This window comes from Micromonospora sp. LZ37, assembly GCF_059359015.1.
The window spans coordinates 20058-34548 of the sequence record NZ_JCADBL010000020.1; the positions used below are offsets into that span (position 1 = coordinate 20058).

Here is a 14491-nt window from a genome sequence, read left to right on the forward strand (position 1 = left end):
GGCGGTGACGTTACTATTGCCGCCCGGCTGGGGCGAGGTTTCGACGCTGTCGGGTCCAAGACGGTGCCGTCCTGTGGTGTCACTCGCAGCGGTCTTCGGCGGCTCGGCCGTGTGGCTCACAGCAGCCGGGACGGTGCCGATACACCCGCAGGTCACGCCCGCCCTGATGGCCGTACTCAGTCGTGATCTCGTACAGGCAAGCTCGCCATACGACGGCTCACCCGCTGCCGGGCACTACCTGTCCGTCACCTGGCGCGACGCACAGCAGCACCGCCTGCCCGCGCCGGCCGGCGGATGCGGCCAACACCAACACCCCAGTCCGCGAGACGGCGGCTGATTCAGAAATGGCTGCGGCCGCCGAAGGAGATGCCGCCGTGGACGTCACGCGCCTGCACCATCGACCCGCTGACGTCGCCGGACACGGTGTTGGTCAGGTTGCCCTGGTTCGCTGCCATGATTGCCTCGACCTTCGCGAAGCGTTCGCGCAATTCGGCATCGAACGCGGGATCACGAAGCGTCTCCTGTTCGAGGAGTGCGGCGAGGCGCTGCACCATGTCCGCAGTCGGGTGGCGTAGCGCAACCTCCACGGTCTGCTGGGCTGCCTGCTCGTTGCGGAATCGGTGCCGGAGGAACTCGGTCAGGCCGGCGACGGCTGACCGGGCCTCCTGTGCGAGCTCTGTGGTCGCCCAGGCGACCAGCGTCGTTGCCGCCGCGAGCATGAGCGGGTCGTCCACACCCTTCACCCCCAGGATTACCACTGGACTGGAGCCGGCATGGGCAACCGTAATCCAGCTCTCTCAATGTTACTCTCCGTGTCTGGACGTGGCGGGCCCAGGGGAGGTCGGGATGAGTGCACAACTGTGGGAAGCGGACCCGTCCGCCGAGCTCGACCGCCGTTGGGGCAAGTCGTCGCACGAACTGGGCAATACCTCTGGCGACGGCAGCTGTCCCGACATCTGGGAGCTGAGCAACGGCGACGTCGCGGTGATCGGGCAGGACCTCACCGAGACCTACCAGGACCGGCTGCCCGAAGGTGTCTCCGTCGACCCCGGTGAGCGGCTTATCATCATTCCGCGATCGACCATGATCGCGGCGAAGGTGGACATCCCTGATGCGTGAACTCCTAGGTGGAGACCCTGGTGAGCTGTTGGCCCTCGACGACTACTGGGCCGACTTCGAACAGCGGTTCTGGAAGACCGGCTCGCCGGGCTTTTGGAAGCTGGAACGGCAGCAGATGTTCAAGGAGCCCCACGATGAGGGCTGGCAGGCTTTCGCCGCCGGCCGGTGGGACGATTCGCTGCGGATTCTTGACGCGCGGCGTCCGGAGTTCGCGGACTACTACCGGCGCATCGCCGACAGCGGGTTCGCCACCCGTCGGGTGCGGGTGGTGCAGGAGCCACTGACGCCCTACCTGCAGTGGGAGCTGCACGTGCTGCGGCTACGCCACGAGTACGGCGGGCTGACGCGAGTGGTGACCCCGGACCAGGTCGCCGCTTCCGAGCTGGGTGGTCCGCTGCCGGAGATCTACACCCTCGGCACGGACGTCATGTACGAGGCGGTCTACGACGCCGACGGCGTGCTCGAGGCGGCGCGGCGCTGGCGGAACCCGGACGTGGTGACGCGGTGCCAGGAATTCATCGAGTCGCTCTACGACGGCGGCGAGCCGCTGGACGAGTTTTTCGCCCGAGCGGTGGCGCTACTGGAGCCTCCCCGCCCGGGCTGACCGATGGCTGACGGCGGGGCGGAGCAACAACGGCCGGAGCACGTCAACCGGTCGGAGCTGTCCGGCCCCGCCGACCTGGTGCAGGCCCGCGACGTGTACGGCGGGGTGCACTTTCATCCCGGCAGCCCCCACCCCGCCGACCCGCCTCCCCGCCAACTCCCCGGTGACGTACGCGGCTTCGTCAACCGGGTCCAGGAGCTGCGAGCGCTGGACCGGCTGCTCGGCGATGAGACCGCCGACGCCACCCTCGTCGTCGTCGCCGGCACCGCCGGCGTCGGCAAGACCGCTCTCGCGCTGCGTTGGGCGCACGCCGTGCGGCACCGGTTCCCGGACGGCCAGCTCTACGCCAACCTCCGCGGCTACGACCCGGGCCAGCCCAGTCAACCGGAGCAGGTGCTCGACCGCTTCCTGCGGGCGTTGGGCGTTCCCGCATCCGCGATTCCCGCTGATCTCGAGGACCGCGAGACGCTGTACCGCTCCCGACTGGCTGACCGGCGGGTCCTGGCGGTCCTGGACAACGCCGCCACGGTCCGGCAGGTGCGTCCCCTGCTGCCGGGCACCAGCAGCTGCCTGGTGATTGTCACCAGCCGCAGCATGCTGTCCGGTCTTGTCAGCCGCGACGGCGGCCGGCGGCTGACCCTGCGCATGTTGGCCGAAGAGGACGCGGTGACGCTGCTGCACGACGTGACCGCCGCCTATCGCACCGGCGATGACGCGGTCGAGCTCGCCGAACTGGCGCGGCTGTGTGCCAGGCTGCCGCTGGCGCTGCGCATCGCCGCGGAACGGGCGGCGAGCCGGCCGTTCATGCCGCTGTCCGAGGTGATCCAGGACCTGCGTGACGAGTCGGCCCTGTGGGACGCCCTCACCGCAGAGGACGGCGAGGAGGCCGACGCCGTACGCTCCGTCTTCGCCTGGTCCTACCGGGCCCTGAACACCTCGGCGGCCCGGCTGTTCCGCCTGCTCGGCTTGCATCCCGGCCCGGACCTCGGCGCCCCGGCCGCCGCCGCGCTCGCCGGCTCGCCGGTGGCGCAGATCCGGCAGCCGCTCGACGCGACCATCGCCGCCCGGGACCCGCCGAGGCGGATCTCCCCGCCGTCGTCGATCGCGTCGGCGGGCAGCGTCAGCGGTGCCGGCAGCACCACCGGCGTCTTCGGTGCCTGGACCCAGTCGGGAGTCTTCGACGTCGTGTCGGTGGTCGACAGCGCCCGAGGTGCCCGCCAGTGACCGACGGCGGCAAGGAGCCACACATCCAGGGACAGGCCGTCCCGGCGGCCGACCGCGACACCGAAGACCAGCCCGCCGACAACAACCGCCGCGCCGAGCAGTACCGGCACCGGCACGACGGCGCGCAGGCCCCGCCAGGCGCCGTAGAAGGCGAGAGCGGCGACAGCGAGGATCGCCAGCTGCCGGAACGTCAGCCCGTATGCGACCTTGTCGGGGGCGTCGACGTCGGCGGGCATCCGCACCCGATCGGTGTGGTCGTTCATCGGCCCACCGCCCGAAGGCCCCGGCCGAGCCCGGGAACCGCGCGGGTGACCTGCTGCACCAGGATCACCCGCACCGCGGCGCCGACCACGCTCGTGCCACCGCCGCCGCCTGGAGCGGAGACGAAGCGGGCCAAGAAGGCGGGCACCCGCAGGGTGGTCCACAGCATGACCATCACCACGAACAGGTTGATCACCCCGCCCGGGTCGACCGGCAGGCCGAGCACGGGCAACAGACTGTCGGGGTCGGTGAGCATCCACTGCCCGGCATACAGGGTGAAGCCCTGCACCACCGGTACCGCCAACACCCCGGTGTAGGAGCGCCACCACAGGCGGGCGACCGGATCGGTCTGCGGCAACGCGTGGAACGCCAACGGCCTGGGCGCCACGGCGGTCAGGACGAGCAGGACGGCGAATCTGACGATCACGCTGAACGCGGTCGCCGCGAGCAGGACGGCGATGATCGCGACGCAGACCACGAACAGCAGCACCGCCGTCATGTCCCGCCCGGCGGTGATGTGGGTCCTGATCGCCCGCAGCGCCCCGTCGCTGTCACCCTCCGGCGTGGTCAGCGCGGCGGTCAGCGCGTTGGCGAGGTCGATGAGCATGTCACACCACAGCTGGGAGAAGTGCGCGGCGACGAACCCCACGATCAGCCGGGGCAGAAGGTCTTTGACCGTGTAGCGGGAGCGTTCGTCGCCGCCGGCGGTCATGGCGAGCACGCCGGCGACGACGAAGGCCAGGACGAAGACGGTGTCCACGACGAGCACGGAACGACCGGTCAACGCCTGCACCTGCGGCAGGGCGGTGACGTTCGGGGTGATCAGCAGCGCGCTGCTGATCACCCCGAACAGCGCGTCCAGGGTCGCCACGATCGCCGCCGCCAGCCAGTCCAGAATCTGGTCGAGCAGCCACCCCATCCTCAGCCCCCGACGATGCCCTGGACGACCTGCAACAGCACAGGTGCGAGGATGGCCAGGCCGTAGCCGACCAGCGCGTTCTTCAACGCGCCCTTGGCCCGCTCGACCTGGGCCGGGTCACCACCGGCCGTGGCCCAGTAGACGCCGGCCAGCACGAGGAACAAGGTCGCGAGCGCGGCGAGGATACCGATCAGCCACAGCCGCAGGTTGTTGATGACCACCGGCAGGGAATTCGCCGCCAGCACCACCGGTTCGCCAGCGTGGGCGGCAGCGGGCACGGACACCAACAGGGCGACAGCGGCTGTCACGGTGGCAAGGCGCCCGACGCGGCGAGCGGCGCGGGAGCAGGTAGAAGCACGAAGACGTGCCGGAATGCGGGACATGAGCGGGTTCACCTCCGGCCCCACCCCATCCCAGGGAGTGGAGCATCGAAACGACGGTCAGGGGCCGCCGCCGGGCGCGAGAGGCAGGGGCATCAGCGAGCCGCGACAGATCCTCGGGAGGAGCACGTCCTCCCTGTCGGGTGTGGCGGGTATCGGTGAGGTGTCAGCGCACCAAGACGACGCGGCACCCAAGGCGCCCGGCTCGCATCAGTCCCCATCTCGAGGCCCGGCGGCGGGCGGAACCCCGCAGTGCCTCATGCGGCGCTGCGGGAAATGTTCCGCACCCTCAAACCGGCGCTTGTCAGCTCTGGCGGACACCCCTCGACTTGACGCGGATCTGGCAGTGAAGCCACGCGACGGACAGCTCAGCCGTACCGACCGCAGGAACGAATGCTGTCGGCGTACGAATCAACCTGCCAACTCGTACGACTCAACGTGCCCAGATTCGGGCACAGGCAGTGGAACAGTTCTTGAGCCTCATCCGGTTCCGTGACCCGCACCGATCGGGCAGCCTCCGGTGGGACACTGAAACGGTCACGGCCGGTAGGCCGGCTAAACAGAACATCCTGGTAGCGCGCGGACTGCGGCAGATCAGTATGCCGACCGCCGTTCGGCACGGCACAATGCCGGGCTCACGACGGGTGGCAGAATCCGCCCGTGTCGATCTCCACAGAAAACTCTCCCAAGGCTCGCATCGTCACGGCGTTGCTGCGAGACGGCAACCAGGTACTGCTTTGTCACCGATCTCCCCAGCGCCGTTGGTATCCCGACGTCTGGGATCTGCCCGGTGGCCACGTGGAGCCCGGGGAACTGCCTGGTGTGGCACTTGCTCGAGAGCTTCGAGAGGAGTTAGGCATCGACATCGCGGCGCCGTCGGGTCCGCCCGTGCAAGAGGTTCGTGCCGACACGTTCGACATGCAGATCTGGGTGATCGAAGCGTGGACGGGGTCTCCAGTCAATGTTGCGCCAGACGAACACGACGCCATCGCGTGGTTCACGGAAGACGCACTCGGAGAACTGTCCCTGGCTCATGACAGCTACCTTCCGATGTTCAGCAGGATTCTTGCCGAGCACCGGGCCTGACCATGACTGAGCACGCGCCTCATCTGCACGAGCGTGCACCGAGAGCGGCTCGCATCGTTGTCACGCCGCGTGACGCTCCACTCAGTCCGGCGCGCACGCTCGGCGGCAGAACCGGATGGCCGCGCGGCACGCGGCAGATCAGCGTGCTCGACCAACGTGTTGTGCGTTAGGTTACGTCGTTCAGTGTCGAGCGCGCCTTCGTGCTGGTCGTCGTATCGGTGCGGGCGCCGGCCCGGACCACAGGAGGCGACATGTCCGACGAGATCAGGCTCAGCGCGGTCACTCTGGACTGCCCGGACGCCGTCGGCTTGGCGGAGTTCTACGCCAGCATCACCGGCGGAACCCTGACGCACGCCGGGGACGGCTGGGCATGCGTGCTGAGCCCGGCCGGGCGGATCAACTTCCAGACTGTGCCCGGATATACGCCACCTGCCTGGCCCGACCCCACCTCGTCGATCATGATGCATCTCGACTTCATGGTCGTGGACCGAGACGCCGCCGAGGCCCGCGTGCTTGCTGCCGGAGCAACAAAGTACGACTTCCAGCCCAACAGCGAACAGTGTTATGTCTACGTCGACCCGGCTGGCCACCCGTTCTGCCTGACCACCTGGGAGGCCACGGCTACACCAACTCAGCTCGGCTGATCAAGCCGCGCAGACGAAGGCCACGGTGCTGCTCACGGGCCCCGTACCAGCCCCGAGGTACCCGCTCATCGGCCAATAGAGTGCCTCACGAATACGTGCGGGGCGTCTCCGCCGCAGCCATGTGACGCAGCGTCGGAACGTGCGCCGGACGGTTCGCGTTGATATACGCCGGATCGCATCAAGGCCAGCGCCGAACCCGCCAGCGGCGGGATCCGACCGCCATGGTCGGACCCCGCCGCAGGGATGTGGTGCGGGTCAGGCAGCAGTGGCCGCCCGGGACGCCGCCCGCGGGGGCTGGGTGGCGGCGCGGCCGGTGCGGGTCCGCGTGCGATGCACTGACTGGTGCCGCAAGTACTCGCGGACCGTGGGGGACACGACGCTGGTGAGCAGTCCCTTGGCCAAGGCGTCGGCGAGGCGTCCGTCGATTCCGCTCATCCGCTTACGCAGGGCATCAGCGGTGATGCCCAACCGCGCGGCGATGGGTTCGATCGCCCGGCGCCCGAGCCGCAGATCGATGTAAGGCTCGAGGTCGACCTGCTCGAGCAGGCCCAGACGGGCGGCACGGCGCACCAGCAGGTCGGGATGGCCGTAAGGGACGTGCGGGGTGCGGGGGCCGGTGACGCGCTCGAGGTCCTCCACCGGCACCGCGTCCCCGGTGCGTCGCAGCAGTTCGTGTCCGGCCCGCCACGCGGCCATACACAGCGCCGCGTGCGGGGCGGGCTTGGCCAGGTCGACGTGGTCGCGCAAGGCGGTGAGGAAACCGGTGAGGATCTCGGCGTCGAGGTCGGCGGCGTCACCGGACCACCCGGCGTGCAGCTGCCCGGCGTGCCGACGCAGCGCGGGCATCGCCATCGCCACCGCCGCGATGACCCAGGACGGTCCGTCCAGGCGGGCGCGGCGGACCAGGTCCCGCCACACCGCGTCCCGGGCGGCGTAGTCGCGGGGATGGCGCAGCATCCAGTCCCGCAGCGCCGGAAGTGTCATGACACCAGCCGGCAAGCCGGTGTCAGGTCCGAGGGTGTCCAGGTCGAGTGTCATCGGGTCGGGGCCGGTGGTCAGCGCCGTGAAGGCGGCGTCGACGGCGTCCAGCGGCGAGTCGGGCCAGTCCGGGTCAGACACGGTCATGTCCACTCCATGTCAAAGTCGATGACACGCCGGAGCGGTGCCACCCGGCGCGGAAGACACCGATTGCGCCACGGCGACCTCGCAGACCTCTGACAGCCCAGGGCAGCAGCATGGATGACACCGTGTCCGCGCGCCGGCGCGCCGACCTGACAGACAACGGCGGCCACCGGCGCCGACTCTGACAGCGGTCTGACAAACTGGCCTTGGCCTGCACCTGGACACCGCCAGCGCACTCATGGCACCGGCCGTGCCCGTGGATCTGACAGCCTTGCCGCGCTCTCGCGAGGGGTCTGACAGCCATCTGACAACCCGGCCGTGACGCCACGGCCGTGTCGGACAGCCCATCGCTGTCAGACACCGCCAACCTGACAGCTGCACGGCGGCACCGTCTCTGTCACCGCGGCCACCGACGGCGGCCGCGACTGACAGCGACATCGCCGGATGACACGACGTCCGGCACTGTCGTCGACCACACCGCATGACCGCCGCAGACCTGACATGCAGGCCCTGACACGAGGCGCCGGTCTCACCGCGCCGACCCACGCATCAACGTCATCGGCCGCAGCGCTGGCGCTGTCAGAGCTGTGCCAGTGCCGGGGGGTGTCCGCCACAGCTGACAAACACCGGTTTGAGGATGTCAGCGCATCACGGCGCGGCGCGGAGCCGACACCACATGAGCGAGCACACGCCGCAGCACTACCCCGAGCCCGCCCACAGCGTCGACCCGCACGACGTCGACCCGACCCTGATCGACCTGGTCACCGGCGACCCGCCGGTACCGATCACCGTGTGGCGCACCGCCCGCGGCCCGGCCGACACCGGCCGCACCATCGGCGCTCGACTGGCCTACCGGCTCGTCGCCGCCTACAGCCGCCCCGGCGAGGCCGTCGTCGACCTCACCGGCGACCACGCCCTGACCGGCGTCTGCGCTACCGGCGCCCGCCGGCACCACCCGGGCTGGTTCACCGACGCCTCCAGCCTCATCATCGGAGCGGCCACCCCGCCGACCCGCCCCGACCCGGCCGCCCTGCCCGAGGACGACAGCGGCGACCTGCCGGACATGCGCACCTGGTTCGGCGACGACCTCACCGACCCCGACCTGCCCACCGACGAGGCCACCACCTCGCCCGGGCGCGCATCCCTCGCCGAGGCGACCAGCCTGGTCGTGGCCTGCTGGCCCCTCGACCCCGCCGACACCACCAACAGGATCCGACTGGCGTGGCTGCTGACCGCGTGCGCGCGGCTGCTGCGCCCCGGCGGCTGCCTCGTCCTCGTCGTCACCGCCCCCGCCGCGAGCATCGGCCCGGAGGACTTCACCCCGGTGGCCACCGCCGCCGCAGCAGTCGGCCTCGGCTACCTGCAGCACATCGTCGCCGTCGCCGCCGACACCGACAGCGAGGCGTTCGTCTACCACGTCACCGACGAGGAACTGCTCACCCTCGCCCAGCAGGCCCACCACCCGTGGACGGTGGCGCACCTGCGCGTGCACGCCGACCTGCTCGTGTTCAGCCCCGCCACGTCCTGGCCACCGCCGAGGCAGCGCCGCCGCGAGGGCGGTGATCGCCGTGGCTGACACCCCCCACCCCACCGACCCGAACCAGCCGACCAGCGCGGCAGACGACACCCACCACGGCCAGCACCGCGACCACCCTGGCCGCCACCGGGCACCGGACGGGCCCGACGGCCTGTCGGTGTGGGCAACCGCCCAGCAGACCGGGCCGGTGCAACGCCGCGGCCGCTACGTGCCCGAGTCGGTCAAACACCCCGCCCGCATGCTCCCCGCGATCGCGGCGCACGCCGTGCACGCCTACACCCAACCCGGCGACCTCGTGCTCGACCCGATGTGCGGAATCGGCACCACCCTCGTCGAGGCCATCCACGCCGGCCGCGACGCCATCGGCGTGGAGTACGAGCCCCGCTGGTCGAACATCGCCGACGCCAACATCACCCACGCCCAGCACCACGGCGCCACCGGGCGGGCCTCCGTGGTCCGCGGCGACGCCACCCGCCTGCGGTCCCTGCTGCCGGCCGCGCTCGCCGGGCAGGTCACCCTGGTCGTGACCTCACCGCCGTACGGGCCAACCGTGCACGGTCTCGTCCGGCCCGGCGCCGACGGGGTGGCGAAGTTCGACAACGCCTACAACGACGGCACCGACCGCGGCAACCTCGCCTACCGCGACCTCACCGGCCTCACCGACGGCTTCGAGCAGATCCTCACCGGCTGCGCGACCCTGCTGCGTCCCGGTGGCACCGTGGTGGTCACCGCCCGACCATGGCGCAAGAACGGACAGCTGGTCGACCTGCCCAGCGCGGTCATCGCCGCCGGCACGCGCGCCGGCCTGATCCCGACCGAGCGGTGCGTCGCGCTGCTCGCGGCAGTCCGCGACGGACACCTCGTCGCCCGCCCGTCGTTCTTCCAACTCCAGGCCGTGCGCAAGGCCCGCGCCGCCGGCACACCCCTGCACCTGATCACCCACGAGGACGTGCTGATCTTCCACCGCCCGGAGCACTGCGTGAGTTCCGGCCAACCCACGGGCTCTCATGGCCGGTCGGCGTGCCCGCCGGATAGGGAGACGGGAGCCTCACCTATCCCCAAGGGGCAGGCCGGATGAGCCGCGGTGAGAGGCTCGCGGGCGTGGAATGCCTGACGGAGTGCTCGCCGAGGCTGACCATCACCCCCAAGCGCAGCACATCGAAGGTGAGGGCTTCCTAGAGCCGACGGTCATGCCCAGCCCGTCCATGGTGCCCCGGCAGTCCACGCGCGCGCGACGCGTCCGGCTGCTGGCGGTGGACCTGCCCATGTCCCCGACCGTCACCCACCTGCCCACCCTGGCTGGCACCGGGAGGTGCAGTGAGTGAACGCAGAAAGCGGGGCCCCGCACGTACTCCTTCACCGGCTACGGCGATCCCTTCCGCCTCACCGGCAGCTGGGTCAGCACGATGAGGACGCGCCGCGGCCGGCCCGCTATAGATGATCTTTCCAGCACGCCGGAGGGTCGCCACCCTGCCGCGGCCGAGCAACGTGAGCTGCTGCGACGCCGTCGCCCGGCTGATCCCCGCGTTCCGCGATCTGCCCATCTGACAGCTCAGCAGCCGCAGAGTGCGGTGGATAGGCGCGTCCTGGATCTGCCGACCTACGGCGGGGCTACCGGCGCCGGCCTTCGACAGCGCCGCTTAGCGTGCCTTCTTCGTCGCCCGCTTACGGGGCGGCGTCAACAGGTCGGCGATCGCCGTGATCGCGGACGGCACCAGGCGGTAGTACGCCCACACGCCGCGCTTCTCGCGCTCGAGCAGGCCGGCCTCGGTGAGGATCCGAAGGTGATGACTCACGGTCGGCTGGGAGAGACCAAGCGGCGCGGTGAGGTCACTCACGGACGCCTCGCCCTCCGGAGCGCTCTGGATCAGACTGAGCAGTCGCAGCCGGGCCGGGTCGGCGAATGCCTTCAGCACGTTCGCGAGCCGCTCGGCATCGGCACGCTTAATCGGCTCGCCAGCAAGCGGCGAGATGGCAGGCGTAGCTGGTTTCGCAGTTCCCACGTATTCCATCGTTCCACCAACACCATCAATCGGCCGGCGGATCCAGGATCGGGTCACCGTCAATTCGCGGGTAGGGAGCAACCCGTCCCGGCCGTGTCGCCGGACGGGCGAGTGTCTGCATGGGCCGAGGTTGTCGGGATCTTGGGCCACTCGGCACGATGATCTGAGGGAGGGGGGAGGGAAGCAGGCAGGCGCCGAGCATGCCCGGCTCATGTGACGTGGTGGTTGTCGATGGACAGGCGGGCTTGGCGGGCTACTGCCTACGCCGCGCCGGCTGGATCACCTCATCCTCGACAGCCAGTCGCAGCCGAGCGGACCGTGGCGGCACTCTTAAAGTTCCCTGCGTCTTCTCCGGGCCGAGTCCAGCCCGCTGCCGGGTGGGGGCTCGCGCGACGCTGTAGCGGGCCGGTGAGCGAGCACCTCGGGTTCGGATTAGCGGGCGTTGTCTGCAGTTGTGGCGGTGGTGCGGGTGGTGGGGCGGAGCGCATCTTGACGACGAGGTTGGCGGGTAGGTAGCGGAACAGGGCGGTGCGCAGCGCGGCGATGGCCTTCTTGTCGGTCAGGGCGAGTGAGGCCATGTGCCGGATGGCTTTCTGGAGGTGATCGACGCCAGGGCGCAGGTCGGTCTCGTAGGAGGTGGACCGGCGGGGGTGGCGGCGAGGTAATGGGCGAGGGTGTGGGCGCCGCGCATGGCCTTGCTGCCGGCAGCGCCGAGCATGGGGCCCAAGGCGTGGGCGGCATCGCCAAGCAGTGCGACCCGGCCGGTGTGCCAGGCGGGCAGCACGATCTGGGCGAGGTCGTCGCAGTCGATCAAGTCAGGGTCGGTAGCGGCGCCGATCACGGCGGCGACGGCTGGTGGCGCGGCGGCGAAACGTTGGGGCCAGCACCGCCGGCCGGCCCGCGGGGGCGGGAACAGGGTGGTCGGGTAGCGACGGGTAGACGAAGATCGCCGCGATGGTGTCCGTATCGAGGCTGGTCAGCTCGATGGAGCGGCCGGGCAGGAACCATTCGTGCACGGCGTGCGGGGTGAGTCCGGCGTGCTCGCACAGGGCGCCGGCGTTGTCGAGGATGAAGGTCATCAGTCCGTAGCCCAGCGGGCGGCGGTGACCCTCGCCGAACGTGTGGTTGCGGATGGTGGAGCCGATGCCATCGGTGCCGAGGACGAGGTCGTAGGCGGCCGGTCGAGCCGTCGGAGCAGGTGACGTGGCGACGGGGTCTCATCCCGGGCCGCGACGAGGACCTCGTCGCGATGCTCAAGGGCGCGTTGCAGGTCGAGCTCCTGCTGACGCTGTTCTTCGAGTTCGGCCTGGGTGTCCGTGAGATCGAGGGAGGCCGAAGGCGCTGCACTTGGCCGCTTGACGCCGAGCAGTTCGGACAGGCGAGCTTCGAGGTCGTTGTTGCGCCGCTGCAGTGCGCGGGCGCGTTCGTGCAGGTTGGCGTTGTCGGCGAGCAGGGCTCAGCGGCCGGCTACATGGTGTGTGGCCGGGTTTTAGCGGCGGTGGAATGGGCGCCAGCGGTCAAGAGCAGATCGGCTGTCTGCGAGTGGTCGCCTCGTAGCGCCCAGTCCAGCGGCGAGTAGCCGGTCCCGCGGTCTTCGCGAAGGTTCGGGTCTGCGTTGTGGGCGAGAAGTTCTTGCACGACGTCGGTGTATCCCCAGGCCGCCGCAGCGCAGAGGGGCGTTCCCTCCTGGCCGTGCCCGCTTTCGGTGTCCGGCGCAGCGCCGGCGGCTAGAAGAAGCCGCACGAGATCAACCGTGCCTTGCACGGATGCCAGGTAGAGCGGGGTCGTGCCCTCGCGGTCGGCCACGTTGGGGTCCGCTCCGACGCGCAGGAGGGCGCTGGCGACCGCTGCGTCTTCGCGTAGCACCGCCTCCATCAGGCGCTTGGCGAGCTTCTTGCGCTGTCGGTTGTTCACAGTCCTCAGGGTAGGTAAGTCGTGTAGTTCGGCGGCTGGCACCTTCAGAGCCACTCGGCGATGGCCGCGACGTGGACGGTGCCCTTGGTAGCGCACGACGAGCGGGTCGCCCGCCGCACGTGCGACGGGCGCCGCACCAGGGACCTCCCTGGTGCGGCGCCCGTCAGCGTCGTGCCCTCGGCCGTGGCGCCAGCTCCGTCGCCACCGCAGGGTTGTTCAGCGGGCGGTGGCGTACGTGGCGCAACCGATCAGTTCGAGCGACACCTGGAGCCGCTCGAGGCTGATGTTCCTGGCGATGGTGTCCTCTGGAGTGTGGTACGGCGGCTCCAGCAGCGCCGGACTCTCCTCCCCACGCCAGGAGAAGTTGGCACTGGCGATGCCGACTTCCTGGAAGGCCTGGTGGTCACTGGAGCCGCGCTGCGTCACCGGCGAGATCCGCGGGTCGTAGCCGAGGCGCACGGCCGCTGCCGCCACCTCGTCGGTGGCCCGGTTGGACTGGCCGGTGAAGGAGAGCAGCCAGTAACGGGTCGCCGGGTCCCAGCTCGTGGCGACCATGTCGTTCTGGTACACCGCGAGGAACCGGTCCCGCTCGGCCTGCGCGAGTTGGCGGACGTGGTGGCGGGCACCGAGCAACCCCTGCTCCTCGGAGCCCCAGAGGGCAAACCGGAGAGTGGCCTCGACCGGGATCGCGCGCAGCACACGGGCCAGCTCGAGGCAGAGCACCGTGCCGGAACCGTCGTCGTTGGCGCCGGGAGCGCCGATGACCGTGTCGTAGTGGGCGCTGACCATGACCACCGGCCCACCGGCGCCTGACCGCCCCGCGCGCTCGGCGATGACGTTGTTCGAGGTCAGGCCGCGGTGCGCGGAGGTGGCGACGGTGAGGGTGAGCCGGCCGGCGGCGAGCAGGCCACGCAGCCGCTCCTTCTGCGCCTGGGCCACCCCGACCACGGGGATCGGCACTGGCGAGCTGGCCGAGCCCGGCAGGGTGGGTGAGAACGCCGCGGTCCGCCGGGGCGGCACGCCGTCGGCCGCGAGGAACACGACGGCGGCGGCCCCGCGGGTCAGAGCGGTGGCGACCAGCTGCTCGCGCCGCGCCGCCACGTAGTCCACCAGCACGATGCGGCCGGTAACGTCCGCGGGGTAGTTCTCCGGTGCGCCCGCGCCCACGTCCACCACGTCGCCGCTGACCGTGGTGTCCAGCGCGGCGTGCGGAGAGGCGCCGGCCTGCCAGTTCAGGTCGGTGGGCAGTCCGGCCGGCGAGGCGATCTGGGCGAGGAACTTGTCCGCCACGGCGAACGGTTCCAGCCGGACGTCGTACCCCAGGTGGTCCAGTTCCTTGGCGATGTAGTCGGCGGCGCGGCGTTCGGACGCTGTGCCGCCGATGCGCGGTCCGATGTCCTCGCTGAGGACACGCAGGTGAGACAGCGCCCGCTCGGCCGACACCTGGGCGATGATCTTTCGGTCGTCCGGGGTGAGCGCCGGCGGACGGTAGGCGCCGGGGCGCTGGTCGGTGGCCGCCCAGGCCGGTGCGGGAAGAGCTACGGTGGCAGCGCCACCGAGGGCGATCGTCAGCATCCGTCGTCGGTTCACGCTGGACGGAACGGAGTCGGTCGAGGGTGTAGCGGGATAGCCGCCGTTGGTCATGGCTCCTCCTGATCCGTTGCGAAGCCTGGTCGAC

General features: G+C 70.4%; 15 protein-coding genes and 3 pseudogenes. 7 read left to right on the forward strand and 11 right to left on the reverse strand.

Annotation, left to right across the window (positions count from 1 at the left end; all coding sequences use genetic code 11):
* Positions 1–79: 79 nt before the first annotated feature.
* Positions 80–271 (reverse strand): annotated as a pseudogene (locus tag AC5L3Z_RS28815) (hypothetical protein).
* 67 nt (positions 272–338) lie between these two features.
* On the reverse strand, positions 339–734 hold the full coding sequence (locus AC5L3Z_RS28820) for a hypothetical protein (protein WP_494846436.1): 396 nt from the start codon (positions 732–734) through the stop codon (positions 339–341).
* 112 nt (positions 735–846) lie between these two features.
* Here AC5L3Z_RS28820 and AC5L3Z_RS28825 point away from each other — a divergent pair, with 112 nt between their 5' ends.
* The 3 genes and pseudogenes from AC5L3Z_RS28825 to AC5L3Z_RS28835 form a co-directional block, all read left to right on the forward strand.
* Complete coding sequence (locus AC5L3Z_RS28825; protein WP_494846438.1) at positions 847–1119, forward strand: hypothetical protein; 273 nt, start codon at positions 847–849, stop codon at positions 1117–1119.
* Positions 1112–1723 carry a DUF6879 family protein gene (locus tag AC5L3Z_RS28830; RefSeq protein ID WP_494846440.1) on the forward strand — a complete coding sequence of 204 codons (612 nt, stop codon included), beginning with the start codon at positions 1112–1114 and terminating at the stop codon, positions 1721–1723. The genes AC5L3Z_RS28825 and AC5L3Z_RS28830 overlap by 8 nt, the downstream gene beginning before the upstream one ends.
* Positions 1724–1726: 3 nt before the next feature.
* Positions 1727–2398, forward strand: a pseudogene (locus AC5L3Z_RS28835) (NB-ARC domain-containing protein); the annotation flags it as partial.
* A 356-nt stretch (positions 2399–2754) separates the two neighbouring features.
* Here the strand turns inward: AC5L3Z_RS28835 and AC5L3Z_RS28840 are convergent.
* From AC5L3Z_RS28840 to AC5L3Z_RS28850, 3 genes and pseudogenes are all read right to left on the reverse strand, one after another.
* Positions 2755–3210, reverse strand: a pseudogene (locus tag AC5L3Z_RS28840) (PrgI family protein); the annotation flags it as partial.
* Positions 3207–4127: a conjugal transfer protein TrbL family protein gene (locus AC5L3Z_RS28845; RefSeq protein WP_494846442.1), complete on the reverse strand. Its 921-nt coding sequence runs from the start codon at positions 4125–4127 to the stop codon at positions 3207–3209. The pseudogene AC5L3Z_RS28840 and the gene AC5L3Z_RS28845, both read right to left, overlap by 4 nt.
* Positions 4128–4129: 2 nt before the next feature.
* A complete protein-coding gene (locus AC5L3Z_RS28850) occupies positions 4130–4510 on the reverse strand; it encodes a pilin (RefSeq protein ID WP_494846444.1) in 381 nt (126 codons plus the stop codon).
* A 657-nt stretch (positions 4511–5167) separates the two neighbouring features.
* Between AC5L3Z_RS28850 and AC5L3Z_RS28855 the strand changes: the two genes are divergently transcribed.
* On the forward strand, positions 5168–5593 hold the full coding sequence (locus tag AC5L3Z_RS28855; RefSeq protein WP_494846446.1) for an NUDIX hydrolase: 426 nt from the start codon (positions 5168–5170) through the stop codon (positions 5591–5593).
* A 251-nt stretch (positions 5594–5844) separates the two neighbouring features.
* Complete coding sequence (locus AC5L3Z_RS28860; protein WP_494846447.1) at positions 5845–6237, forward strand: VOC family protein; 393 nt, start codon at positions 5845–5847, stop codon at positions 6235–6237.
* Between the two features lie 255 nt (positions 6238–6492).
* Here the strand turns inward: AC5L3Z_RS28860 and AC5L3Z_RS28865 are convergent, their stop codons facing one another.
* Entirely contained in the window at positions 6493–7362 is an 870-nt protein-coding gene (locus AC5L3Z_RS28865) for a hypothetical protein (protein WP_494846448.1), read from the reverse strand.
* A 673-nt stretch (positions 7363–8035) separates the two neighbouring features.
* Between AC5L3Z_RS28865 and AC5L3Z_RS28870 the strand changes: the two genes are divergently transcribed.
* Together AC5L3Z_RS28870 and AC5L3Z_RS28875 are read left to right on the forward strand one after the other, a co-directional pair.
* Positions 8036–8935: a hypothetical protein gene (locus AC5L3Z_RS28870; protein ID WP_494846449.1), complete on the forward strand. Its 900-nt coding sequence runs from the start codon at positions 8036–8038 to the stop codon at positions 8933–8935.
* Entirely contained in the window at positions 8919–9974 is a 1056-nt protein-coding gene (locus AC5L3Z_RS28875; protein WP_494846450.1) for a TRM11 family SAM-dependent methyltransferase, read from the forward strand. The genes AC5L3Z_RS28870 and AC5L3Z_RS28875 overlap by 17 nt, the downstream gene beginning before the upstream one ends.
* Before the next feature lie 562 nt (positions 9975–10536).
* Here AC5L3Z_RS28875 and AC5L3Z_RS28880 read toward each other — a convergent pair.
* The 5 genes from AC5L3Z_RS28880 to AC5L3Z_RS28900 form a co-directional block, all read right to left on the reverse strand.
* Positions 10537–10908, reverse strand: a complete 372-nt coding sequence (locus AC5L3Z_RS28880; protein WP_494846451.1) for an ArsR/SmtB family transcription factor — start codon at positions 10906–10908, stop codon at positions 10537–10539.
* Positions 10909–11458: 550 nt separating this feature from the next.
* Positions 11459–11740 carry an FAD-dependent oxidoreductase gene (locus AC5L3Z_RS28885; protein WP_494846453.1) on the reverse strand — a complete coding sequence of 94 codons (282 nt, stop codon included), beginning with the start codon at positions 11738–11740 and terminating at the stop codon, positions 11459–11461.
* Positions 11715–11978, reverse strand: a complete 264-nt coding sequence (locus AC5L3Z_RS28890; RefSeq protein WP_494846455.1) for a hypothetical protein — start codon at positions 11976–11978, stop codon at positions 11715–11717. The genes AC5L3Z_RS28885 and AC5L3Z_RS28890 overlap by 26 nt, the downstream gene beginning before the upstream one ends.
* Before the next feature lie 388 nt (positions 11979–12366).
* On the reverse strand, positions 12367–12813 hold the full coding sequence (locus AC5L3Z_RS28895; RefSeq protein ID WP_494846457.1) for an ankyrin repeat domain-containing protein: 447 nt from the start codon (positions 12811–12813) through the stop codon (positions 12367–12369).
* A 216-nt stretch (positions 12814–13029) separates the two neighbouring features.
* Positions 13030–14388: a M28 family peptidase gene (locus AC5L3Z_RS28900; protein WP_494846459.1), complete on the reverse strand. Its 1359-nt coding sequence runs from the start codon at positions 14386–14388 to the stop codon at positions 13030–13032.
* Positions 14389–14491: the final 103 nt, after the last annotated feature.